9 protein-coding genes are annotated in these 24045 nt (G+C 74.9%); all 9 read right to left on the minus strand.

Annotated features, from left to right (window positions below; translation table 11 throughout):
• Nucleotides 1–2067 (minus strand): condensation domain-containing protein (locus OF819_RS26725; RefSeq protein WP_267246214.1); only part of this gene is annotated, 2067 nt, incomplete at its 3' end.
• A gap of 4 nt (nucleotides 2068–2071) precedes the next feature.
• The gene (locus tag OF819_RS26730) at nucleotides 2072–5563 is read right to left on the minus strand and encodes an amino acid adenylation domain-containing protein (RefSeq protein WP_267246215.1); all 3492 of its coding nucleotides are present in this window, start codon (nucleotides 5561–5563) and stop codon (nucleotides 2072–2074) included.
• Entirely contained in the window at nucleotides 5554–8079 is a 2526-nt protein-coding gene (locus OF819_RS26735; protein WP_267246216.1) for a lantibiotic dehydratase, read from the minus strand. The genes OF819_RS26730 and OF819_RS26735 overlap by 10 nt, the downstream gene beginning before the upstream one ends.
• Nucleotides 8076–11843, minus strand: coding sequence for a condensation domain-containing protein (locus tag OF819_RS26740; RefSeq protein WP_267246217.1), 3768 nt, complete (start codon nucleotides 11841–11843; stop codon nucleotides 8076–8078). The genes OF819_RS26735 and OF819_RS26740 overlap by 4 nt, the downstream gene beginning before the upstream one ends.
• Nucleotides 11840–13396 (minus strand): class I adenylate-forming enzyme family protein, encoded by a 1557-nt coding sequence (locus OF819_RS26745; protein WP_267246218.1) that lies wholly within the window; start codon nucleotides 13394–13396, stop codon nucleotides 11840–11842. The genes OF819_RS26740 and OF819_RS26745 overlap by 4 nt, the downstream gene beginning before the upstream one ends.
• Nucleotides 13380–15203: an ABC transporter ATP-binding protein gene (locus OF819_RS26750; RefSeq protein ID WP_267246219.1), complete on the minus strand. Its 1824-nt coding sequence runs from the start codon at nucleotides 15201–15203 to the stop codon at nucleotides 13380–13382. The genes OF819_RS26745 and OF819_RS26750 overlap by 17 nt, the downstream gene beginning before the upstream one ends.
• Nucleotides 15203–17005, minus strand: coding sequence for an ABC transporter ATP-binding protein (locus OF819_RS26755; protein WP_267246220.1), 1803 nt, complete (start codon nucleotides 17003–17005; stop codon nucleotides 15203–15205). Before OF819_RS26755 ends, OF819_RS26750 begins: the two co-directional genes overlap by 1 nt.
• Nucleotides 17002–21534, minus strand: coding sequence for a non-ribosomal peptide synthetase (locus tag OF819_RS26760; RefSeq protein WP_267246221.1), 4533 nt, complete (start codon nucleotides 21532–21534; stop codon nucleotides 17002–17004). The genes OF819_RS26755 and OF819_RS26760 overlap by 4 nt, the downstream gene beginning before the upstream one ends.
• Nucleotides 21531–24044 carry a 7-cyano-7-deazaguanine synthase gene (locus tag OF819_RS26765; protein WP_267246222.1) on the minus strand — a complete coding sequence of 838 codons (2514 nt, stop codon included), beginning with the start codon at nucleotides 24042–24044 and terminating at the stop codon, nucleotides 21531–21533. The genes OF819_RS26760 and OF819_RS26765 overlap by 4 nt, the downstream gene beginning before the upstream one ends.
• Nucleotide 24045 lies beyond the last annotated feature (1 nt).

Raw genomic sequence — 24045 nt, forward strand, 5'->3', positions numbered from 1 at the left:
GGCCGGGCCGACCGCGCGCAGCACCGCCGGGGCCCCGGGGGCGGTCAGGGCCGCCGGGAGCCTGCCGTGCTCACCGGTGACGACGAGGGTGCGCAGGAGGGCCGTGTCCGCCGAGGCGATCCGGTGCAGGGCGTCGGCCGGCAGGACCGCCACGTCCGCCCCGCCGGCCGGCCAGGTGCCCACCGGGCCATCGTGGAGGACCGCGATCGCCCCGGCCGCCAGCGGCACCAGCAGCTGCAGCAGGGCGGTCACTGTGCCGGGCGGGGCGGCGGCAAGGAAGCGGGTGCCCGGCCCAGCCTGGCAGCGGAAGGCCCAGAGCCGGGCCAGCTCGGCCAGTACGGCCGGCTCCAGCACGGGCCCGGTTCCGGTGCCGACGCCCCGGCCGTCGCGGAGCGCGGCGAGCACCCAGACGGCGGAACCGGTGGTGGGCGCGACGGCGTCCAGCGGCAGCGGGCCGTCGGCCGGGGCCCCCTCGGGAACCTCGGCGACGAGCCGCCACAGCTCCCGGTAGGTGACCGGGCCGCCGGGGGTCTGCAGGGCGGTGTCCCCGGGGCGGAGCCCGGCCGTGCGGCGCACCGCCGCGACCGCGTCCCCGGTGGCGTCCCGGTCCCCGGCCGCTCCGCCGGCCTCCGCCGCGGGCGGCGGGGTGGCGACGGCCAGGTCGGCGGTCGCGGCCCCGGGGCGGTCCAGGGCGGCGGTGAGGAGCTCCTCGTACCGGTCCACCAGGCGGGCGGCGCCGGCCTCGGTGAACAGGTCTTCGGCGAGGACGAACTGCACGCCGAGTGTGTCGGGCTTCTCCACCAGGCGGACCTCGACGTCGAAGGCGCTGGACGCCGTGGGCTCGCCGATCCGTGCGAAGCCCACGCGCAGGTCCCCGAGGTCGGCGCCGGCGACGGAGTTCATCGCGTGCACGCTCAGGAACATCGCCTGGGTGACCGGGTTGTGGCTCTCCTCGCGCCGCGGCCGCAGCCGGCCCGTGATCCGGTGCGCGGGCATGTCCGCGTGCTCCTGCGCCTCCAGGACGGCGGCCCGGGTGGCGGCCAGCAGGTCGCGGAAGGTGGTCCCCGGGCCGTTCGGCGCGGCCACCACCGCGATCATGTTTCCGAAGTCGCCGATCACGTGCTCGACCTCCGGACGGGTCCGGTAGGCAGTGAGCGTGCTGGTGGCGAACGCGGGCTGTCCGGTGGCCCGGCCGAGCAGCAGGTGGAACACGGCCGTGAGGGCCATGTACGTGGTCACCCCGGACTCCCGGCACAGGGCACGCAGCCGCTCGGTCACCACGGTGTCGAGATGGAGGTCGAGGACGCGGCCCCGGAAGGAGCGGACGGCGGGGCGGGGCAGGTCGGCCGGCAGGTCCAGCAGGGCCGGCAGACCGCTCAGTCGCGACTCCCAGTAGCCGAACTCGGCCTCCATCCTGGCCTCGTCCATCCACTGCCGCTGCCACAGCGAGAAGTCGGAGTACTGCACCGGCAGCGGGGCGAGCGGGGAGGGCCGGCCGGCCCGGAACGCCGCGTAGAGCTCCCCCACCTCGTGCACCAGGACGCGGATCGACCAGTCGTCGAAGGCGATCTGGTGGGTGGTCAGGGCGAGGACGGCGCTGTCCTCACCGGTCCGCAGCAGCAGGGCCCGCAGCAGCCGGCCCTCGGCGAGGACGAACGGCTTCGCCCGCTCCTGCCCGACCAGGTCGGCGAGTTCCGCATCCTGCCGGTCCGCCGGCACCGACCGCAGGTCGTGCTCGGCGACCAGCGGGCCGGCCGGGGGCTCCTCGGCGGCCTGGACGGCGGTGCGGCCGAGGACGTGGAAGCCGGTCCGCAGGACCTCGTGTCGGGTGACGATCTCGCGGAGCACCCGGTCCAGCAGGGCAATGTCGAGGGGACCGTCGAGCCGGAGGGTGGCGGAGACGTTGTACATCGGCGAGGCGGGCTGCAGCCGGCTGTTCCACCACACCCACTCCTGGGTGTAGGAGAGCGGGAAGAGGTTCATGACGCTCCCCTCCTGCTCCACCAGGCGGCCCAGCCGGTTGCGGTCCGCAGGGGCGAGGGCGGCGAGCTTCTCGGTCCAGCGCATCCCGTCAGCCCTCCCCGTCCGTCAGGGCGCCCAGCCGGGCCAGCAGGTCGTCCAGGCCGGCCTCGGTGCGGGCCACCGACCGGATCGGGCCCGGCGCGCCGGCCGTCACCGCGTCGCCCTGCTGCTCGATCAGCTTGGCCAGGCCCGCGACGGTCCGGTCCTCGAACAGCGCGCGGACGGCGATCTCCGCGCCGAGCGCCTCGCGAACCCGGTGGGTGACCACGGTGGCCAGCAGGGAGTGGCCGCCCAGGGCGAAGAAGTCGTCGTTCACCCCGACCCGGTCGACGCCGAGGACGTCCTCCCAGATCGCGGCGAGGGTCTTCTCCACCTCGGTGACCGGGGCCACGTAGACCTCGTCCGCGTCGCGCTCGGCCGGCGGGGCCCAGGGCAGCGCCGCGAGGTCGATCTTGCCGTTGGGAAGCAGCGGGAGGGCGTCGAGGCGGACGAAGGCGGCGGGCACCAGGTGGTCGGGGAGCACCGCGCCCATGTGCTCGCGCAGCGCGCGGGCGGCCGGTGCCGGGCCGTCGGCCGGGGTCCAGTGGGCGACCAGGCGGAGCTCCGCGCCCTCGTGGCCGTCGCCGCCGTCCACGGCTTCGGCCCGGACGACGCAGTCGGCGACACCGGGGTGCTCGCACAGCCGGGCCTCCGCTTCGGCGGGTTCCACCCGGAAGCCTCGGATCTGGATCTGGCGGTCGGCTCGGCCGCAGAACCGGACGGTGCCGTCGGGCTGGTAGCGGCCCAGGTCGCCGGTGCGGAACCAGCGGTCCGCCGGGTCCCCGGTGACCGGGCTGGTGAGGAAGCGGGCGGCGGTCAGGCCGGGGTCCGCCGGATAGCCGACGGACAGGTGCGGGGAGCGGACGTGGATCTCGGCGAGCTCGCCCACCCCGGCCTGTACGCCGGCCGCGTTGAGCAGGATCAACTGAGAGCCGGGGGCGCCCTGGCCGAGCGGGATCTCGGCCGCCGGCTCACCGGCGGGCACCTCGTGGGCGCTCATCGCCTGGGGCGTCTCGGTCGCGCCGTAGAAGTTGACGCAGCGCACGCCGGGGTTGAGCGACCGGGCCAGGGTGACGTGGTGGCCGCGCAGCCGGTCGCCGCCGAAGAAGACGTAGCGCAGGGCTGAGGCGGTGCGCGCGGCGGCCCGGCCACCCAGCAGGTACTCCAGGGTGGCCGGGGTGACGTTGACCAGGGTGATCCCCCGGTCCTCGGCCCACTCGGCGAACCGGCCGGGCAGCGACGCGTGGTCGGGCACGCAGACGGTGGCGCCGAGGGCCAGCGGCACGAGGACGTCGCGCAGCATCGGGTCGTGGCCGGGCGCCGAGAGCAGGGCGAAGCGGTCCTCGGCGGTGAGCTTGTAGGCGTCCTGAAACCAGTCGGTGAAGTGCGCGAGCGGTCCGTGGGTGCCGAGCACCGCCTTGGGGCGGCCGGTGGAGCCCGAGGTGAAGGCCAGGTAGGCGGGCGAGTCGGGGCCGAGCTCGGTGTCCGGCAGTCCGGCGGGGAGCCGGTCCTGCCCGTCCGGGCCGGGCTCGTCCCGCCCGGGGCTCACGGGCCGGGAGACGACGGTGGTGCGCACGCCGTCCAGCAGCTCGGCCGGGGCCTCGGCCCCGCCGGTGCACACCAGGCCGCGCGGGGCGGCGAGGGCCGCCTGCTCGGCGACGCGGGCGCCGGGCTCGGCGGTGTCCAGGACCAGGAAGGCGGCCCCGGCGGCCAGGGTGCCGAGCATGGCGCAGGCCAGTTCGGCACCGCGCGGCCCGTACAGGGCCACCACGTCGCCCGGTGCGACCCCGTCGGCCCGCAGCCGGTGCGCCAGGCGGTGGGCACGCCCGGCGAGCTGCCCGTAGGTCCAGGAGCCGTCCGGTTCCTCGACGGCGATGCGGTCCGGCGCGGCGCGCGCCCGCTCGGCGAAGGCCTCGACGAGGCCGCCCTTCCAGGTGGCGGACAGCGGCCGGGCCGGGTCCGGCAGTACCGCACGGGCCCGTTCGGTGACCAGGCTGTACGCGGAGAGCGGGCGGCCGGGGTCGGCCGCGATCTGAGCGGCCAGGGCGACGTACGCGTCGAGCAGCTGCTCCGCCCGCTCCTCGGTGAACAGGTCGGCGTTGTGCACGAGCGTGAGGGCACGGCCGTCGAGCCCCGCGTAGAGGGTGAGGTCGAACTTGGCGCCGGCGTCCGGGACGTGCAGGAACCGGGCGGTCAGGCCGGGCAGGTCCAGGCGCTGCTCGTTGAACGGCACCATGTTGAAGAAGACCTGGAAGACCGGGGTGCGGTCGAGCCGCCGCCTGGGCTGGAGGTCGATCAGGATCCGTTCGAACGGCAGGTCGCGGTCGGCATAGGCGTCGTAGGCGGTGTCTCGCACCTGCCCGAGCAGGTCGCGGAAGGCGGGGTCGCCCGAGAGGTCGGTGCGCAGCGCCAGGGTGTTGACGAAGAAGCCGACGAGCGGCTCGATCTCGGACCGGGTGCGGCCCGCCTCGGGTACGCCCACGATGAGGTCGTCCTGGCCGCTGAGACGGTGCAGCAGCACCTTGAAGGCGGCCAGCATGACGGTGAACAGGGTGGCCCCGGACTCCTGGCCGATCCGCCGCAGCCCCTCGGCGGTCTCCGCCGGGATGGTGCGCTCGGCGCGGCCCGCACGGAAGGTGCGCACGGCCGGGCGGGGCACGTCCAGCGGCAGGGCGAGGTCCGGCAGTTCGCCGCCGAGCCGTTCGCGCCAGCGGTCGAGCTGGGCGGCGCACGCCTCCCCGTCCAGCCACCGGGCGTGCCAGGCGGCGTAGTCCCCGTACTGGACGGGCAGGTCCGGCAGGTCGGCCGGGCGGTCCTCGGTCAGCGCCCGGTAGTGGGCGGCGAGTTCGTTCGCGAGGACGGACACCGACCAGCCGTCGGCGACGATGTGGTGCAGGGTGAGCAGCAGGACGTGCTCCTCCTCGCCGGTCCGCAGCAGGGTGGTGCGCAGCAGCGGGTCCCGGGCGAGGTCGAACGGGGCGGCCGCCTCCGCCTCGGAGCGCCGCTCGACCTCGGCGGTGCGCTCCGGCTCGGGCAGGTCGCGCAGGTCGCGCCGGACCAGCGGCACGTGCCGCTCGGCGTGGACGCGCTGGCGGGGGCGGCCGCCGTCGTCCTCGAAGGAGGTGCGCAGCACCTCGTGCCGGGCCGTGATCCGGTTGACGGCCCGCTCCAGCAGCTCAGGGTCGAGGGTTCCGGTCAGCCGGACGGCGGCGGGCATGTGGTAGGCGGCGTTGCCCGGTTCCATCCGGTCGAGCAGCCACAACCGCTCCTGGACCGGGGAGGCCGGGAGGGTGCCGTCCGCGGCGCGCGGCACGGGCCGCGGGCCGTCGGCGGTGGTGCCCGCGGTCAGGAAGGCGATCAGCTCAGCCTTGTGCGCGGTGATCCCGGCGCGCAGCGCCTCGGGCAGTCCCTGGGCAGGGGCGCTGTAGCGCAGTCTTCCGTCCTCCACCCGCAGGTGGATGTCCTGCTCGCGCAGGCGGGCCAGCAGATCGATCAGCGACATGGTGCGCCGCACTCCTTATTGTCCACCGCGATGACGCGGAACTCGCATGTGTAGCTCTGTCCCTGACGGTCCTTCAGCCAGGTCTGCTCGGTGGTCGGGAGCATCTCGCCGACCGAGATGGTCAGGCTGCCGTCCGGCTGCTCGGGGGCGCCGCGGACGACGTGGGCGAACGCGTTGACGAACAGCGGGCTGTCGAGGTCGACGTAGAACGGCTTGGTCTCGTGGGCGGCCTTGACGAAGACGAACCGGGGGATGCCGTGTTCGCGGGCCCAGGCGCGGGCACCCGTGAACCGGGCCGCCTCGTCCTTCTCCCGGGCGAAGGCGAGTTCGGCCGGGTGGAAGCGCCAGGACTCGCGGCACACCACCAGCTTGTCGACGGTCACCCGGGGGGTGTGGCGGCGGGCGGGCATCGGCTGGAACCGGCTGACCACCTTGAAGCCGATCGCCTCCGCGAGGAGTTCGACCAGGTCGAACTCCGGACCGTCCGCGCCGGCCCAGGCCACCACCCGGCCGTCGCGCAGGCCGATGCGGACCTCGGCGGCGTTCAGCGCGCGCGGGTGGCCGGTCAGCCAGGAGCCTTCGTCGCCGAGGAGCAGGTGGTGGTCCCGGTCGGTGAACAGCCGGGTGGTGGTGCGGGTGGAGTACAGCCATTCCTTGGGCAGGACCGGCCGCACCCGGGGCGCCGGCATGTCGGCCAGGGTCGCCCGCTCCAGCGACCCCGGGTCCGGGTGCTGGTCGACGAAGAGCAGGTTGCGCAGGGTGTTGACGCCGACGTGCAGCTCGCCCATGACCAGCTGGTAGTCGCCGACGGCCACCGCCTCCGGGCCGGTCGCCGCGATCATCACGTCCGGCGCTTGGTAGCGGGCGCCCGGCCAGCCCGGGGCCGCGGCCGCGAACGCCCGGTCGACGAGCGGGCGCAGCCGCTCCGAGGCGAACGTGACGCGGCGGCCCTCCAGCGGGCCGAACACGCTGCCCCAGCGCTGCTGGAGCTCGGCCACGGCACGGTCGACGATCCGCTGGTCGGGGCCGAGGACGGCGGACTGGATGCGGGTCCAGATGTCGGTCAGCCGGGGCTCGGCGTCCGGGCGCTCGGCGAGCAGCCGGTCGTACGCCTGCCGGAACTCCTCGCGGTAGGCCTCGGCGACCCGGGCGGTGAGCCAGCGGGCGGAGTCCAGCATCAGGGAGAGCGGGCGGCCCAGTTCGGCGAGGAGGTCCGGGCCCACCTCGACCCGGCCGTCGCGCCGGCAGTCCTCGTACACCAGGGTGCGGGCGCCGTAGGTCTCCCCGTGCGCCCGGGTGGCCGCGGTGCCGGTCAGCTCCGTGAAGACGGTCTCCAGGTCGGCGAGGGCCCGGTCCAGCTCGTCGGGCCGGCCGGCCGCGGCCGCCACCCGGTCGCGGGCGGCGGTGAGCCGGCCTAGCCGGGCCAGGGCGTCGGCGCGCAGCGCGGGGTCGCCGATCCGCTCCAGCTGTTCGCGCAGGCGCACCTCCGGGCGGGGCTGCACGGGCAGTTCGAGGTCCCAGGCGATGAGGCCGGTGGTCCGCAGCGATTCCAGCAGGTCCAGACCGTCGGCCTCGCCGAGTCCCAGTTCCGCGGCGACCTCCACCCCGGTGCGGCTGCCGTCGCACAGCGCGAGGACGGAACGGAGCACCGCGGCCTTCGCCGCGGGCAGCGCGACGGTGCGGCCCGGCAGGCGCAGGGCGGTGCCCTCCAGAGCGGCGGTCGGCAGCCGGCGCGGCGGGAACCAGCGCCGCAGCTCGGGACCGGTGCCCAGGGAGCGCATCAGGGCGTCCAGGCACCACTGCTCGAAGTACACCTCGCGGCGTGCCACCAGCGAGGCGCCGGGGGTGACGGTGAGTGGAGCCCCCTCGGGGACGGCCTCCGCCCAGCCGACCGGTCCGAAGAACCCGATGGAGTCGTTCTTGACCGTGTAGCGCTGGAGGTATCCGGCGACCAGGGCCTCGTGCTCGCGGCGGCGGGAGTTGCGCCGTCCCTGTCCGCCGACCTTGCGCACGCCGTCGGCGTAGGCCTTGCGGTTCTGCCAGATGACGGCCTCGCGGAAGCGGGGGTCGGCGGCGGTGCGGTCCAGGGCGGCGGACAGCTGGGCGAGGTCCTCGGCGAAGACCTTGTCCAGGTCGTGCTCGGCCGCGGCGACCAGTTCCTCGGCCGCGGCGAGCGCGGCCACCGCGGGCAGCCCGGCGAACTCGGGGCCGGGCAGGCCGCCCTTGTTCAGACGGCTGACGGCCCGCAGCAGCGGGCGCCGGCGGGCGGTGTCGTCCCACGCGCCGGCGGCGCGCAGGGCGTCGAGTTCGGTCCGCAGCGCTTCCAGGGCCGCCGCCCGGGCGGCCGCCGCCCTGGTACGGGCCTCCAGCAGCCGGTCGGCGGCCCCGGCCGCGCCCGGCGCGGCCAGGTCGAGCACCTGACCGGCCGGGAAGCCGGTGCCGCGCAGGCCCATGGTCCGCCAGATCCGCCAGTCGCCGGACGGCAGGGGCACCAGGTGGCCGGCGAGGTCGGTCACAGTTCGCCGTCCTCTCGGGCGGCGTCGGCGACGGCGCCTTCCTTGGCCCACAGCAGCGCGTCGATGATCGCGGCGCCCTGGGCGACGGTGCGGGTCTGCATCACACTGCGGACGGGGACGTCCACGCCGAGGGCGTCGCGGACGCCGGAGATGAGCTGAACCACGAACAGGGAGTGGCCGCCCAGGTCGTAGAAGTCGTCCTCGATGCCGATGGGCTCGACCCCGAGCACCTCGGACCAGATCTTCGCCAGGACCCGCTCGGTGTCGGTGCGGGGTGCCACGTAGCCGGTCAGGGCGTCCTCCTCGGTTCCGGCGTCGCGTGCCGCGCGCCGTTCCAGCAGTTCGGCCGGGCAGAGCTCGGCGACGGGGGTGTCGGGCCGGTCCAGGAGGTCGTCCAGGACGGTCCGGTAGTGCGCGGCCAGCCGCTCGGCGGTGGCCGCGGTGAAGATGTCGGTGCTGTACTCCAGGGCCGCGTGCAGCTCGGGCCCGGCGTCCACGACGGTGAGCATCAGCTCGTACTGGGCCGTGCGGTGCGGCAGCGGGTACGGGGTCAGGCGCAGCCCGCCCCAGGAGACGGCGGCCCCGGTGTCGGCGCCCAGGACGAAGCCGGCCGTCTCGGCGTGGGCGTGCGGCCGCTGGAGCACGAAGACCGCCTGGAAGAGCGGGTTGCGGCCGGGCTCGCGCCGGGGCTGGACCGTCTCCAGGACCAAGGACATCGGGTACGCCTGGTGGTCCAGGGCGGACAGGACCGTGCGGTGCAGCCGTCCGGTGAAGGCGCGGGGCGTCACGCCCTCCTCGAACCGGCCGCGGACGGCCACCATGTTGGTGAAGTAGCCGACCACGTCCTCGGCGTCCCTGGCGCCGCGGTTCGCGGTGGCGCTGCCGATCACCAACTCCGGGCTGCCGCTCGCGTGGTGCAGGGCGATCTGGAAGGCGGCCAGCAGCACCGTGTGGAGCGTGGTCCCGGTCTCGCGGGCGAAGGCGCGGACGCGCGCGGTCCGTCCGACGTCGACGCGGAACGGCACGCGGGCGCCGCGGTAGCTGGGGGCCGGCGGATGCGGGGCGTCCAGCGGCAGGTCGAGCAGCGGCAGTGGGCCGGCGAGCTCCGTGCGCCAGTACTCCTGCAGGGCCCGGCCGGCGGGCCCGGCCAGCAGCTGCCGCTCCCGGCGGACCTGGTCGGCGTAGCGGCCGGCCGGAGCGGCCGGCGCCGGGGTGGTGTCGGCGGCCAGGGCGGCGTAATCGCGGCCGAGTTCGGCGGTCAGGTTGACCATCGACCACAGGTCGGCGGCGATGTGGTGGACGGTCAGCAGCAGGACGTGCCGGTCCTCGGCCCGGACCAGCAGGTCGGCCCGGAACACCGGGTCGTGCTCCAGGTCGAACGGGCGGTGGGCGAGGGCGAAGACCCGCTCGGCCAGGTCCTCCGCGCCGTCCGCCCGGGCGTCGGTCACTTGCAGCTCGACCGGGTCGTCGGTGCGGAAGGGGACGGTCTCGCCGCCGGTCACCCGGTAGCGGGTGCGCAGCATCTCGTGCCGGTCGCCGGCCTGCCGCAGGGCCGTGCGGAGGGCATCGGTGTCCAGCGGTCCGGTCAGCTCCAGGGCGACCGGGATGTTGTAGGCGGTGGCTCCCGGGTCCTGCTGCTGCACGTGCCAGATCGAGCGCTGCCCGAGGGTCATCCCCGGTCCGTCGGTGTCGATCGCCGCGTCGGCCGTGCCCGGTGCGGCGCAGTCGCCGCCGGCGCCGGTCGGTCGGTCCGTCACGAGGGTCGCCTCTGCGGCCAGGGCGTCGAGGTCCGCGCCGCCGAGCATCCGGCTCAGCGGCAGTTCCACGCCCAGGTCCTCGCGGATCCGGTTGGCGAGCAGGACCGCGGCCAGCGAGTCGATGCCCAGGCTGGTCAGCGGCACACCGGTGGTGGCCACCTGCTCCGGGGTGCCGCCGAGGGCGTCCGCGACTCGCTGCCGCAGCACCTGCCGCAGGAGCGCCGTGCGCTCGGCCGGCGCCAGGGCGGCCACTTCGGCCGGGCAGGGCCCGGTGGGGGCGGCGGCGTCCCTGACGGGTCCGCCGCCGAGCGGTTCGAACTCCCCGGCCGCGTGGCGCTGCCGACTGAGGGAGCGCTGGATCTTGCCGCTGGTGGTCTTGGGGATGGCGCCGGGCTTGAGCAGCAGCACCTCGTGGACGGCGACGTCGCACCGGTCCATCACCGCGGCGCGCACGGCCGCCGTGGCCTCCGCCACGTCGATCGTGGCCAGTGCCCGGCCCTCGACCTCCTGGAGGACCACCAGCACCTGCTCGCCGTCGTGTTCGGCGGCCACGGCCGCTCCGCACCCGGAACGGAAGGCGGGGTGGGCGGACTCGGCCACCAGCTCGATGTCCGTGGGGTAGAAGTTGCGGCCGCGGACGATGATCAGGTCTTTGTGGCGGCCGGTCACGTACAGCTCGCCGTCCGCCAGGAAGCCGAGGTCGCCCGTGCGCAGCCAGGTGCGCCCGTCCGCCTCGTCGCGTCCGGCGGGCCGGGCGGCGAACACCTCCCGGGTGGTGTCCGGGTTGTCCCAGTAGCCCTGGGCGACGCTCGGTCCGTGCACCCAGATCTCGCCGACCTGGCGTTCGGGCAGCGGCTCCCGGGAGCCGGGCTCGACGATCAGCACGTCCTGGTCGGCGGCGGGCTGACCGGTGCCGACCAGCAGCCGGGCCGGGCGGTCCGTGCCGGGCTCGTCGGCCCGGCCGGCCTCCAGGCCGGCTGCGTCCACCGCCAGCACGGTGGGCTCGGCGGTCGCCGGGGTGCCGGTGACGAACAGGGTGGCCTCCGCCATGCCGTAGCAGGGCAGGAAGCTGCTGCGGCGGAAGCCGCAGTCCCCGAAGGCCGCCTCGAAGGCGTCCAGGGTCGAGGCGCGGATGGGCTCGGCCCCGTTGAACGCGACCCGCCAGGAGCTCAGGTCGAGTTCCGCGCGGTCGGCGTCGGTGGCGAGCCGGGCGCACATCTCGTAGGCGAAGTTGGGGCCGCCGCTGAGCTGGGCGCCCTCCGCGGAGATGGCCCGCAGCCACTGCAGGGGGCGGCGCAGGAAGCTCATGGGGGACATGAGGGTGACCGGGAACCCGGCGTACAGAGGGGTGAGGATGCCACCGATCAGGCCCATGTCGTGGTACGGCGGCAGCCAGACGACCGCGCTGGTGTCCTCGTCGCAGCCGAACGCGTCGCCGATCATGGCGAGGTTGTGCAGCAGGTTGCCGTGGCTGAGCACCACGCCCTTGGGCGCCGCGGTCGATCCCGAGGTGTACTGCAGGAAGGCCGGGCCCGCGGCGTCGGGCAGCTGCCCGGTCCACCGGCCGGCGAGTGCGGCGTCCAGGCCGTCGGTGGCCGCCGTGCGCAGTCCGTCCAGGCCGAGGCCGACGCCATCGCGGCCGAGCAGGTCGAGCACCGGCGAGACGGTGAGGGCGAATCCGGCCCGGGCGTCGGCGGCGATCGAACCGAGCCGGGAGGGGTTGCGCAGCGAGCGCGGCGGATAGACCGGGACCGGGACCACACCGGCGTACAGAGCCCCGAAGAAGGCCCTGATGTAGTCCAGGCCGGGCGGGTACAGCAGCAGCGCGCGGTCGGTGGCGGCGGCGCCCTGCTCACGCAGGAGTCCGGCCACCGTCCGGGCGTCGCGGTCCAGTTCGCCGTAGCTGATGGTCTCCGCTGTGTCGCCGTCGCCCAGGAAGCGGTAGGCGGTGCGGTCCGGGGCCGCTTCGGCCCGGCCGCGCAGCAGCTCGACGAGGGTCGAGGTCATGAGCGTGTTCCCCCATGGTCGTATGTCCGGCTCCGGTCGCCGGCGGCCGCGGCCACCTCGGCGCGGCGGATCTTTCCGGACGAGGACTTCGGAAGCGCGGCGGCGAACTCCACGCCGCCGGGCACCTGGTGCGGCTGGAGCCGCTTCCGGCACCAGGCGCCGAGTTCGGCGGCGGTCAGCGGCCCGGTGGCCACCACGGTGGCCCGGACCCGCTGGCCGCCGTCCGGGAGGTCCTCCCCCCAGACCACGGCCTCGGCCAGCAGTGGGTGCCCCAGCAGGACCTGCTCGACCTCCACCGGGTTGACCTTCTTGCCGCCCACGTTGACGAACGTGTCCTTGCGGCCGATCAGGTGCAGCCGCCCGGCGCCGTCGAGCCGTGCCAGGTCCCCGGTCCGGTACCAACCGTCGCGCAGGACCTCGGCGGTGGTCCCGGGACGGTCCAGGTAGCCCAGGAACATGGCGGGGGTGCGGACCAGCAGCAGGCCCTCCGCGCCGGCGGCGACGTCCGCGCCGGTCTCGTCGACCAGCCGCACCTCGACGCCCGGCGTCGGCCGGCCGACATCGCCGGCCGGGGCCGGCGCCCCTTCCGGTCCCGGCCCGGCGGCCGGCTCCGGCTGCCGGCTCGCGATGATCCCGGCCTCGGTGCAGCCGTAGACCTGGCTGACGCGTACGCCGAACCGCTCGGCGAACCGTTCCGCGGTCGCCGGGTGCAGGGCCGCCCCGGAGGACAGGCACAGTCGCAGCGCGAGGGGGCCGGCCGCGGCCGCCGCGCCCGCGGAGCGGGCAAGGAGGTCGCAGGCGAGCGGGGTGGCGACGAGCACGGTGGCGCCGGTGCGGTGGAGCTCGCCGAGGAGTCGGCCGGGGGTGAACCGGCCGAGCAACACCAGGCGGGCGCCGGTCAGCAGCGAGGTGACCAGACCCGCGACCATCCCGAAGGAGTGCAGCAGCGGTACGGCCGCCACCACGGTGTCCGCGGGGCCGTAGCCGAACGTGGTCCGGTAGATCAGGGCGCCCTGCACCAGGTTGTGCTGGGTGTGCACGGCCGCCTTGGGCGCTCCGGTGGAACCCGAGCTGAACTGGTGCAGGAACGGGGCGTCGCCGCCCGGCTCCGCCGGGGCCGGGCGGTCGGCCGGCCCGGCCTGCGGCAGCCCGTCGGTCTCCACGACCGGGCCCGGCCAGCTGCCGGCCGCGTCCAGGGCGGCGAGCCGCTCGGCGCGGCCGATCAGCACCGGGCCGTCGGCCCCGGCGGCCAGGGTGGTGAGCTGGGTCAGGGTGGCGCCGGGTTCGGCGGGCACCAGGCGGGTGCCGGTCCGGGCGGCCGCCAGGAAGGCGACCACGCAGTCCGGGGTGTTGTCGAAGAGCAGGACGGCGGTGGCGCCGGGGCCGGCCCCGGCCGCCGCGAGCCGGGCGGCCGCCCGCCCGGTCTGCCAGTGCAGGTCCGCGAAGTCCAGGCGGACTCCGCCCTGTTCGACGGCGGGGCGGTCGGGCCACCGGTCCGCGGCGGCGGCCAGCAGGCCGCCCAGGGTGCGGGGCGCGTCAGCGGACGACGGCATCGGCGGCCTCCTCGGCGGCCTCGAAGTCGAGCGTCTGGTGGCGGAAGTAGTGGTCGTACAGCTCGGCGTACCGGCCGCCGGCCGCCAGCAGGGTCTCGTGGGTGCCCTGTTCGGTGATCCGTCCGCCGTCGACGACGAGGATCCGGTCGGCCTTGCGGACCGTGGGCAGCCGGTGCGCGACCACGACGGTCGTGCGGCCCGCGGAGGCCGCGTCCAGCCCTTCCTGCACCTGGGCCTCGGTGAGCGGGTCCACGCTGGCGGTGGCCTCGTCGAGGATCAGCAGGGACGGGTTGCCGAGCATCACCCGGGCCAGCACGATCAGTTGCCGCTGGCCCGCGGAGAGGCTGCTGCCGCCCTCGTTGACCGGCGTGTCGAGGCCGTCCGGCAGGGCGTCGAGCCAGTCGCCGCCAGCCACCGAGCGGGCGGCGGCCAGGATCTCGTCGGGGGTGGCACCCGGCCGGCCGAAGCCGATGTTCTCCCCGACGGTGCCGGAGAAGAGGAACGGCGCCTGCGGGACGATGCCGAGGTGGCTCTTGTAGGCGTCCAGGTCCAGGGTGCGGATGTCCCGCCCGTCGACGAGCAGTTCACCCGCGCCGAACTCGTAGGCCCGGGTGATCAGCCGGATGATGCTGGACTTGCCGGCGCCGGTGTGCCCGACCAGGGCGACCGTCTCACCGCTTTCGATCTTGAGGTCGAGCCCGGTCAGGACGGGCCGGTCGGCCCGGTAGCCGAAGTCGACGCCGAGGAACTCGACGGCGCCCGAGAGCCGGGGCACCGGCAGGGCGTCGCTCTGCCGCACGGTCGGCTCCAGGTCCACCAGGGCGAAGATCCGCTCGGAGGCGGCCAGGCCCTGCTGGAACTGGTTCCAGAAGGAGGCGATGCTGGTCAGCGGGAACCAGAACAGCATCAGGGCCTCCAGGAACAGGGACCACTCCCCCGCCGTGACGGCGCCCTCGGCGAGCAGGTCCCCGCCGAGCACGACGACGCCGACGGTGCCCAGCCCGGTCAGGGTCAGCAGCAGCGGAAAGATCCCGCTGAACAGCCGGTTCAGCCGGACGGTGGCCCGGAACCAGCGCTGGTTGACCTCGACCAGCCCGGCGTGGGTGGACTCCTCCCGCTGGAAGTTGCGGGCCACCGCGATGCCGCGGAGGGTCTCCTGCACGTACGCGTTGATCTGCGCGAGGGAGCGCTGCTGCTGCCGCGATGCCCGCCGGGACACCCACCGGAACCCGAGGCTGACCAGGACGATCACGGCGGCCGTGGCCGCGGTCACCAGGGCGAGCGGGAGGTTGATGACGAACATGGCCAGCAGCAGCAGGCCGATCATCAGGACCTGGCCGACCAGCCCCAGGGTGAGGGTGGCCAGGGTGGCGAACGCCTGGGTGTCTGCGGTGATCCGGCTGGCCACCGAACCGGACGCCTGGGCGTCGTGGAAGGACATGTCCTGGCGGAGCACGGCCTCGAAGGCGCGCCGCCGCATCTCCAGCACCACGTCGCCGACCAGAACGCCCACGGCCCGCTGCTGGAAGAAGGTCAGCAGCCAGGCGGCGAGACCGGTGCCGAGCGCGGCCGCGGTCAGCGGGAGCACCGTCTCGCCGAGGCTTTCGCGCCCGGCGTTGTCCACGATGTCGGCCACCAGCAGAGGGAACGCGGCGCCGGCCACCGCCGCGCCGACCACGGCCAGCGCGATCAGCGCGACCGTCGAGCCCTTGGCGGTGAACAGGGGGCGGATCCGGCGCAGCAGTTCCCGGTCCCCGTAGGCCCGGTCGTAGCTGTCCGCGGAGATACCGTCGAGTATGTGCGCCATCAGTGGACTTCCTCTCCGGACCAGCCGGCCGTCTCCCGCAGGTGCGGCGCGAAGATCCGGTGGTACAACTCGCAGCTCTCCAGCAGTTCCTCGTGGGTGCCTTGGCCCACGATCCGGCCCCGGTCCAGCACCAGCACCAGGTCGGCGCTGCGGATCCGGGACAGCCGGGGGGTGACCATGAAGGTGGTGCGGCCCGCGGCGGCCCGCCGGACGGCCTGCTGGATCTTCTGCTCGGTGGCGCTGTCCACCGCGCTGGTGGAGTCGTCCAGCACCAGGATCCGCGGGTCCGCCAGCAGGGCGCGGGCGATGGCGATGCGCTGCCGCTGGCCGCCGGACAGCGTGGCGCCGCGTTCGCCGACCAGGGTGTCGTAGCCGTGCTCGGTGCCGGTGATGAACTCGTGGGCGTGCGCGGCCCGTGCGGCCTCCTCCAGCTCGGCCCGGGTGGGCTCGCGGTCCGTGCCGAAGGCCAGGTTGTCCGCGATGGACCGGGAGAACAGCACCACGTCCTGCTCGATCACCGAGATCTGCGAGCGCAGCGTCTGGGCGTGCCAGTCGGTGGTGGCCACCCCGTCCACCCGCACCTCGCCGGAGTCCGGCACGTAGGTGCGGTTCAGCAGCTGGAGCAGGGTGGACTTGCCGCTGCCGGTCGGCCCGACGAGGGCGACGGTCATGCCCGGTTCCACGGTGAAGGAGACGTCGTCGAGGACGGGCTTGTCCCCGTGGCCGAAGCGGACCCGGTCGAAGACCACCGTGCCCTCGATCTCCGCCCGGTGTCCGGTGTCGGTGTCCTCCGACCCGGCCCGGTCGGTGATGACCTCCAGGATCCGCCGGGCGCCGGCGATGCCCAGGAAGACCAGGCCGATGCTGAACGAGGCCAGCTGGGTCGGCGCCCGCAGGGCGCTCATCAGCCCGAGGAAGGCCACGAGCTGACCGACCGTCAGCGAGCCTGTGGACACCAGGTGGGCGCCGTGCAGCAGTCCGGCCGCCAGCGCGGCCACCAGCAGCAGGGTGGGCAGGTACAGTGCCTGCGCCTTGGCCTGGCGCACCGCGGCGTCCCGGTAGGCCGTCGCCCGCTCCATGAACCGGCGCTGCTCGGCGGCCCGGCGCCCGGTGGCCTCAACGGTCTCCACGCCCGCGATGGTCTGCGAGACCTGGGCGCTGAGCTCGCCGAAGCGGGCCCGGGTGGCCCCGGCCGCTGGGTCGAGCCGGCGGCCGTACTCGGCCAGCGCGAGGGCAAACAGCACCAGGAACACCAGCGGCACCAGCAGCAGCCGGGCGTCGATCAGGCCGATGAACACGATCGGCACGACGAGGCCGAGCAGCATGTCGAAGGTGAGGTCCAGGCCGGGCGAGAGCATCAGGTTGACGGCCTGCGCGTCACCGGTGACCCGGGCCGAAAGGTCGCCGACCGGGCGCCGGTTGAAGAACTGCTGGCCCTTCTGGAGCAGCGCGGAGAACAGGGTGGCCCGCACGTCGCGCTCCAGCCCGCAGGCGTACGCCTCCAGCGAGTACGTGGCGACGAAGCCGGCGACGCCGCGCACCGCGACCAGGGCGAGCAGCACCAGCACCATGGTGTCGAACCGGTCCCGGTCCGGGGTGCCGTCCAGCAGGGCGTCGAAGGCGGTGCCGATGACGACCGGAACCGCTGCGGCCAGCAGGTGCCACACCAGCGAGCCGGTGACATGGGCCGCGATCCAGCCCTTGGACCGGGCCAGGTGCGACCGCAGGAACGGGCCGACCCGTTCGCCGGGTCGCGGTTGCGGGGCCGCGCGCCGCTGCTTCGCGGTGGTCGCGGTGGTCATGCGTTCTCCAGGGGGGTGTCGTCCAGGTCCGGGGCGGGGGCCTGGAGGTAGCCGCTGCGGACCAGTTCGGTCAGGTACGTGTGCAGCAGCCGCTGATCGATCGGCGGGCAGTCGGTGCCGGACTCCCGGTACGCCGACCGGGCCGGCCCGGGCAGTGCGGCCCCGAGACCGGCCGGGCTCGCCCCGGGGCCGCCCTGCCCGTGGGCGGTGAACAGTGGGAGGAACGGGAAGAGGGCGTTGTCCCAGGAGCGTGCGGCGGACTCCTGGAGGGCGGTCAGCCAGTCGGCGTAGGAGACCCGCCGGAGCCGGTAGCCGAAGCCGGTAAGCCAGTCGAACACCGTGCCCAGACCGACGGGTTCGGGGTGGGCCAGGTCGAAGGAGGCGGACTCCGCTCCCGGGCGGGAGGCGAGCGCCAGCAGGGCCCCGGCGACCCGGTCCACCGGCACCAGCTGCACCGGAAGGTCGAGGTCGGGGTAGCACCCGAGCTGAACACTGCCCTTGATGATCGCCCAAATCAAGTCCTTCGGGTTGCCGATTCCGGTCGTGCTGTGCCCGCCGACGTAGTCGGGGCGGTGCACGTCGACCGGGACGCCCCGCTCGCGGGCGGCGACCGCCAGGTGCTCGGCGGCCCATTTGCTCTGGTTGTAGCCGCCGGTGACGGGCGCGGCAGGGGCGGTGCCGGGCTCGGGGACGGACGCGGTGGACACGTGGTGCACCGGGATGCCGCCGCCCCGTGCGGCCAGCCGCAGGACCTCCTGGGTGCCGTCCACGTTCGCGGCCCGCAGCGTGGCGTACGGCAGGGTGAAGCTCACCCAGGCGCCGCTGTGGTGGATGGCGTCCAGCAGTCCGGCGAGCTCCTCGAAGCGCTCGGGCGCGAGGCCGAGCAGCGGCTGCGCCAGGTCGCCGCATTCCACCACCACCCGGCCGGGCCCGGGGGCCGGCAGCCCGTACCCGGCGAGGGTCTTCAGCAGCCGCCGCATGCCCTCGTCCGGGTCCTCGGCGCGCAGCAGGCAGTGGACGGTGGCCCGGGTGGTGCGCAGAAGCCCCTCGAGCAGGTGCGCGCCGAGGAAGCCGGTGGCACCGGTGAGCAGCACGGCCCGCGGCTCCGCGTCACGGGTCCGGCGGGCGCCGGGCGCCACCGTGATCTCCGGGTCCAGCTCCGGCAGCGCGGTCAGCTCCCCGTCCGGTCCGCCGCTCCCGGCGGCGGGGGCCGGGGCGGTGCGGGCGGCGTCCACCCGCTGGGCCAGCTCCGCGACCGTGGTCGCCTCGAACAGGGCGATCAGCGGCAGGTCCACCCCGTGGGCCCGACGCAGTTCGAACTGGACCCGGGGCACCAGCAGGCTGTGTCCGCCGAGCTGGAAGAAGTCGTCCTCGGCGGTCACCTCCTCGGCTCCCAGGACCTTGCGCCAGACGGCGGCGACCTGCTCCTCCATGGGGGTGGAGAACACGGCGGCGGGCCGCTCGGCGGGCTCCTCGGCGGGCGCGGGCAGCGCCTTGCGGTCGTGCTTGCCATTGGCGTTCAGCGGCATCCGGTCGAGCAGGGTGATGGTCGACGGGACCATGTAGTACGGCAGCTGGCTGCGCAGGTGGTCCTGGAGCTCCACCGGGTCGGGGGTGCTGCCGGCCCGCGGCTCGACGTACCCGGCGAGCCGGCGTTCACCCTTGGCGTCCGTGTGGACGACGACGGCGGCGGCCTGGACGGCGGGGTGCTGGCCGAGGACCGACTCGACCTCCTCCAGCTCGATCCGGAAGCCGCGGATCTTCACCTGGCGGTCCACCCGGCCGAGGACCTCCACGTCGCCGGTGGGCAGCAGCCGGGCCAGGTCGCCGGTGTTGTACAGGCGGGCGCCCGGCCGGTCGCTGTAGGGGTGCGGCAGGAACCGCTCGGCGGTCAACTCCGGTCGGCCCACGTAGCCGCGGGCCAGGGCCAGGCCGCCGATGTAGAGGGTGCCGTTGACGCCGACGGGCACGGGCTGGAGCCGGTCGTCGAGCACGTAGAACTCGGTGTTGGGCAGCGGCCGGCCGATGGGGACCGGCTCCTCCTCGGACCGCTCCGGCATCGGGGTCTCGAACAGGCCGCTGTCGACGGTGGACTCGGTGATGCCGTACGAGTTGACCAGCCGGGTGCCGGGCGGGCAGAGCTTCTTGAGGTTCCAGTAGTCCCGCATGAACCAGATGTCCGCGCCGACCGCCAGCACCTTGAAGTTGTCCAGCAGCCTGCCCTGTTCGGCAACATGGGCGCTGAGCAGGCGGATCACCACGGGGACGAGGTCGGCGAAGTCCACCCGTTCGCGCTGGAGCAGCTCGTACAGCCGGGCCGGGTCCAGCAGCGTCTCACGGTGGCAGAGCACCAGGGTGCCGCCCGAGCACAGGGCGCGGACCATGTCGCCGGTGAACACGTCGAAGGCGATGTTGGCGGCCTGGAGGTGGCGGCGGACCACGGTGCCCAGCTCGTAGACCCGCTCCCACGAGCGGTAGGCGCTCATCAGCGCCCCGTGGGTGAGCATCGCGCCCTTGGCCCGGCCGGTGGAGCCGGAGGTGTACACCAGGAACGCGAGGTTGTCCGAGACCGGCTGCGGAGCCCGCGCCGTGTCTTCGGCCGCGGCGCCGGTACCGTCCTCGGCGTCCGCCCCGGCGAGCCAATCGTCGAACCAGCCGACGGTGATCCCGTCGGTGAGCCCCGGCACGGTCCCGGCGATGTCGTGCCGGGTGAGCAGCAGCTCGACCGAGGCGTCGGTGAGGATGAACCGGAGCCGATCCACCGGGTTCGCCGGGTCGAGCGGTACGTAGGCGCCACCGGCCTTGAGGACGCCGAGCACCGCGGCCACGGAGTCCGCGCAGCGCGGTGCGCACAGCCCCACCCGGACCTCCGGCCCCACGCCGAGGGCGCGCAGCCGGGCGGCGACGATCCCGGCCCGGCGGTCGAGCTCGCGGTAGCTGACCCGGTCCTCGCCGTCCACCACGGCCACGGCGTCGGGTGTGGCCCGGACGTGCTCCTCGAACAGCTGGTGGACGCATTCATCGGGGCCGACCCGCACGGAGACCGTGTTGTCCCGGGTCAGTACGTCGGTGCGCTCGGCTTCCGACAGCAGCGGCAGGGCCGTCAGGCGCAGCCGAGGGTCGGCCACGGCCCCGGCGAGCAGCCGCTCGAAGTGGCCCGCCATCCGCCCGATCGTCGCGTCGGTGTACAGGTCGGTGTTGTACTCCCAGTCGCAGCGCAGCCGTTCGCCCTCGTCGACCACGTCGAGGCTCAGGTCGTACATCGCCGCACGCCGGCCCTCCCCCGCGAACGGGGAGATGCGCAGGCCGGCCAGGTCCAGCGCGGCGCGCGGCACGTTGTGCAGCGAGAGCATGGTCTGGAACAGCGGCGCGCGGCTGAGGTCACGGTCCGGCTGGACCTCCTCCACCACCTGCTCGAACGGCACGTCCTGGTGGGCGAAGTCGGCGAGGCATGCCTGCTTGGTGCGGGCCAGCAGCTCGCTGAAGGCGGGGTTTCCGGACAGGTCGGCCCGCAGGGCCAGGGTGTTGACGAGGAACCCGATCAGCGGCTCGGTCTCGGGCCGGCCGCGGCCGGCCACCGAGGTGCCGACCACGATGTCGTCCTGGCCGGAGTAGCGGTGGAGCAGGGCGGTGTAGCCCGCGAGCAGGGTCATGAAGAGGGTGGCGCCGGTGTCGGCGGCCAGCGCCCGCAGTCCGCGGGTGACGTCGGCGGGCAGGTGGAAGGAGCGGGTGCAGCCGGCGTAGGTCTGCACCGGCGGGCGGGCCCGGTCGGTGGGCACGCCCAGGCTGGGCAGTTCACCGCGGAACCGCTCCCGCCAGTGGGCCAAGCCCGCCGCTCGGCTTTCGGCGCTGAGCCCGCGCTGCCAGTGGGCGTAGTCGGCGTACTGGATCTCCAGCGGCGGCAGCGGGTCGGTGCCGCCCTCGCGGAGCGCCGCGTAGAGGGTCCCGAACTCCCGGGTGAGGACCCCCATCGACCAGTCGTCGGTGACGATGTGGTGCAGGTTGATCAGCGCGACGGTCTCCTGGTCGGCCAGGCGAACGAGCGTCACCCGGAACAGCGGGCCGCTGCCGAGGTCGAAGGGGGCGGCCGCGTGCGCGGCGGCGAGCCGCCGCACCTCCGCCTCGGCGTCCTGCGTCCCGCGCAGGTCGACGGTCTCAGGTTGCCACCGGACCTCGTCGGCGGGCGTGACGACCTGTACCGGTTCGCCGTCGACCGGGCGGAAGGTGGTCCGCAGCGTCTCGTGGCGGCGCACCAGGGCCCGGAAGGCGGCCGCCGCCAGGTCGAGGTCCACCGGGCCCTGCAGGCGCAGCGCGTACGGCATGCTGTACGCGGTGTCGCCCGGGTTGAGCTGGTCGAGGAACCACAGCCGCTGCTGGGCGAACGAGAGCGGCGCCCCGGCGCCCGCGGGGCGGCGGCCGATCCCGGTGGGGGCCGCCGTGGCGCGGCTGCGCAGCCGGCTCATGAGGAGGGCGTACTTGGCGGGCGACTGCTCGCGCAGCTGCCGCAGCTTCTCCTGCGTGTCGGTCATGCCGTGCCCTCCTCGGCCGTCGCGGCGAGCTGTGCGAGTGCCGCGGCGGCGTCGGCGGCCGCGGCGGGGGCCGGGGCGCCGGTCCAGGTGAGGTGGAGGCGGCCGTCGCGCAGGTGGCTGACGACGTACGGCGTCCGGGGGCGCGGTCCGAACGGGGCGGCCAGGTCGTGGTCGGCGGACCCGGCGTGCCGCAGTGGTCCCCCGGCGGCGGGCAGGCCGTCGAGGTCGCCCAGGTGGGCGATGCCGACCGGGACCGCTCCGGCGGGGGCGGTGACCGGGGTGCCGAGCGCGCTGCGGACCCGCTCCAGCGTCCGGGCGGCCCCGGTGCCCGCCTCGGCGCCGGTCACCGCGAACAGGCCCGCCGGGTGCGCGAGCGCGCCCGTGTGGTCGGTGACGGCGAGCAGGACGCCCGCAGCCCCGCAGGTCTCGGTGAGCGCGTGGACGACGGCGGCGGTCACCAGGGCGGCGACCGGGGCGCCGGCGGCGGCGAGGGCTGCGGTCCGGTCCGCTTCGAGCACGGTGCGGCGGACCGGATCGGGCGTGCCGTCCTGCTCCGTCGCGGGCGGGCTCCACAGCTCACCGTCGACCGGGACCGGGGCGGGCTCCGCCGCGGTCCGCGGGGCGGGGGCGGCGGGCAGCCCGGCCGACCCGCCGGCCGCGATCCGGCCGAGGGCGGTGCCCAGGTCGTCGAGGATCCGGCGCCATTCCCCGGTGCCGGCGGCCAGTTCGTGGGCGATCAGCAGCAGTTGGGGGGCGCCCTCGCGGCGTTCGGCGAAGGCGGCCGCGAACAGCGGGCCTTGCGCCACGTCCAGCCGGGCCCGCAGCCGCTCGGCAGCCACCCGCAGGGCCCCGGGGACCCGCGCCGGCTCGTACCGGGTCAGGTCGAGGGCGGCCACCGGTACCCCGCCGGTCAGCCCGGCCACCTCGCGCCGCCAGCCGCCGTCCGCGCGGCGGAACCGGGTGCGCAGCGCCTCATGCCGCTGCACCAGGGCGAGCACGGCCTTGCGGACCGTCTCCGCCGCGGTGCCCTCCGGCAGGTCGAGCAGCAGGGCGCGGGCCCGGCCGTCGGGGCCGGTGCCGTCCTGCTCCAGCAGCAGCCGCTGGGAGGGGGTGGGCCAGCTCGCGTCGGGCACGGCGGCGGCCGCCTGCGCCGCGCCGGTGTCCGGGACGAGCCGCTTGCCGGTCTCGGGGGCCGGGTCGGGCAGGGCCCGCCGGTCGATCGCGCCGTCGGCGCTCCGCGGGACCTCCGCGAGCTCGACCCAGTGTTCGGGCAGCAGGATCTCCGGCAGCCGGGCAGCCACCGCGGCCCGCGCCCGGTCCGGGGTCAGCCCGGTGCGGGGTACGTAGTACGCCGCCATGCGCCGGCCGAGCCGGCTGCGGTCGCCGGGGTCGGTGTAGCCGATCGTCGCCAGCATGGAGCGGACCCGTCCGGTGTTGACCGGGGTGCGCAGCTCGGCGTCGGCCTCGGCCCGGGCCAGGTGGCCCAGCCGGACCTCCCAGCGGGTCGGCGACTCGTAGTTGTGGTAGCCGCGCTCCAGGCGGTGCACGTACACGCCGACGTCGTTGATCATGCAGTTGGAGCTGCAGAAGCCAGTGTCCTTCGGCGCCGCCCAGAGGGTCTCGGCCTCCGCCAGGAAGGCCCGGATCTCGTCCTTGGTGACGTTGGAGTACCGGTAGTAGTCGACCACCTCGACGCGGTCCAGTACCCGGTCGGAGAGGTCGGAGCCGACCTGGTGGTAGACCTTGCGGCCGACCTCCAGCTGCTGCTCGATGCGGGCCGGGTCGAACTCCCCGTTGCGGTAGAACCACAGCAGGCGCTCGTCGATGATCTGACCGCGGGACAGTCCGGTGACGATGCTCGGGATGCCCCGCTCGTGGGCGAGCCGGTGGCTGAGGTCGAGGAGCGAGCGGAAGCAGCCGTTGCAGACGCTCTTGTGCTGCTCCAGGCTGCGCAGGAAGACGCGGTTCTGGTCGGCCCGGGTCATCGTGAGGTGCTCGATGCCCAGGGACTTGGTGATCGTCTCGACGTTCTCCAGGGCGGTCCGGGAGATGAAGCCGTTGTCGAAGGTGAAGGTCATCACCCGCAGGCCCATGCGGACCAGCTGGTGCAGCACGTAGGTGCTGTCCTTGCCGCCGCTGAAGAGCAGCAGGGCGTCGTAGTCGGACCCGGCCGCCTCCGCCCGCTCGCGCAGGATCCGGGTGAACTCGTCCACCTCTCCGAAGTAGGACAGGATCTCCGGGCCGTGCTCGGCGTACATCAGGCACAGGTCGCAGACGCCGTCCCGGTCCAGCCGGGTGCCGGGGTAGGCGACGTCCATGCCGCAGCGCACGCACCGCTCGGCGGGGACGGAGTCGACGGCGACGCCCTGGAAGACGACGGCGCAGTCGGCGATCCGGTCGTCGGCGAGCAGGGCGTCCTCGATCTGCCGTTCCAGGAGCCGGATGCCGTCGCGGTCCAGGGAGTCCGCCGGTTCGGGGGCGGCCGTCGCGTCGGAAGGGGTGGTGGTCACG

The sequence above is a fragment of the Streptomyces sp. PR69 genome (assembly GCF_026420845.1).
Taxonomy (GTDB): Bacteria; Actinomycetota; Actinomycetes; order Streptomycetales; family Streptomycetaceae; genus Streptomyces.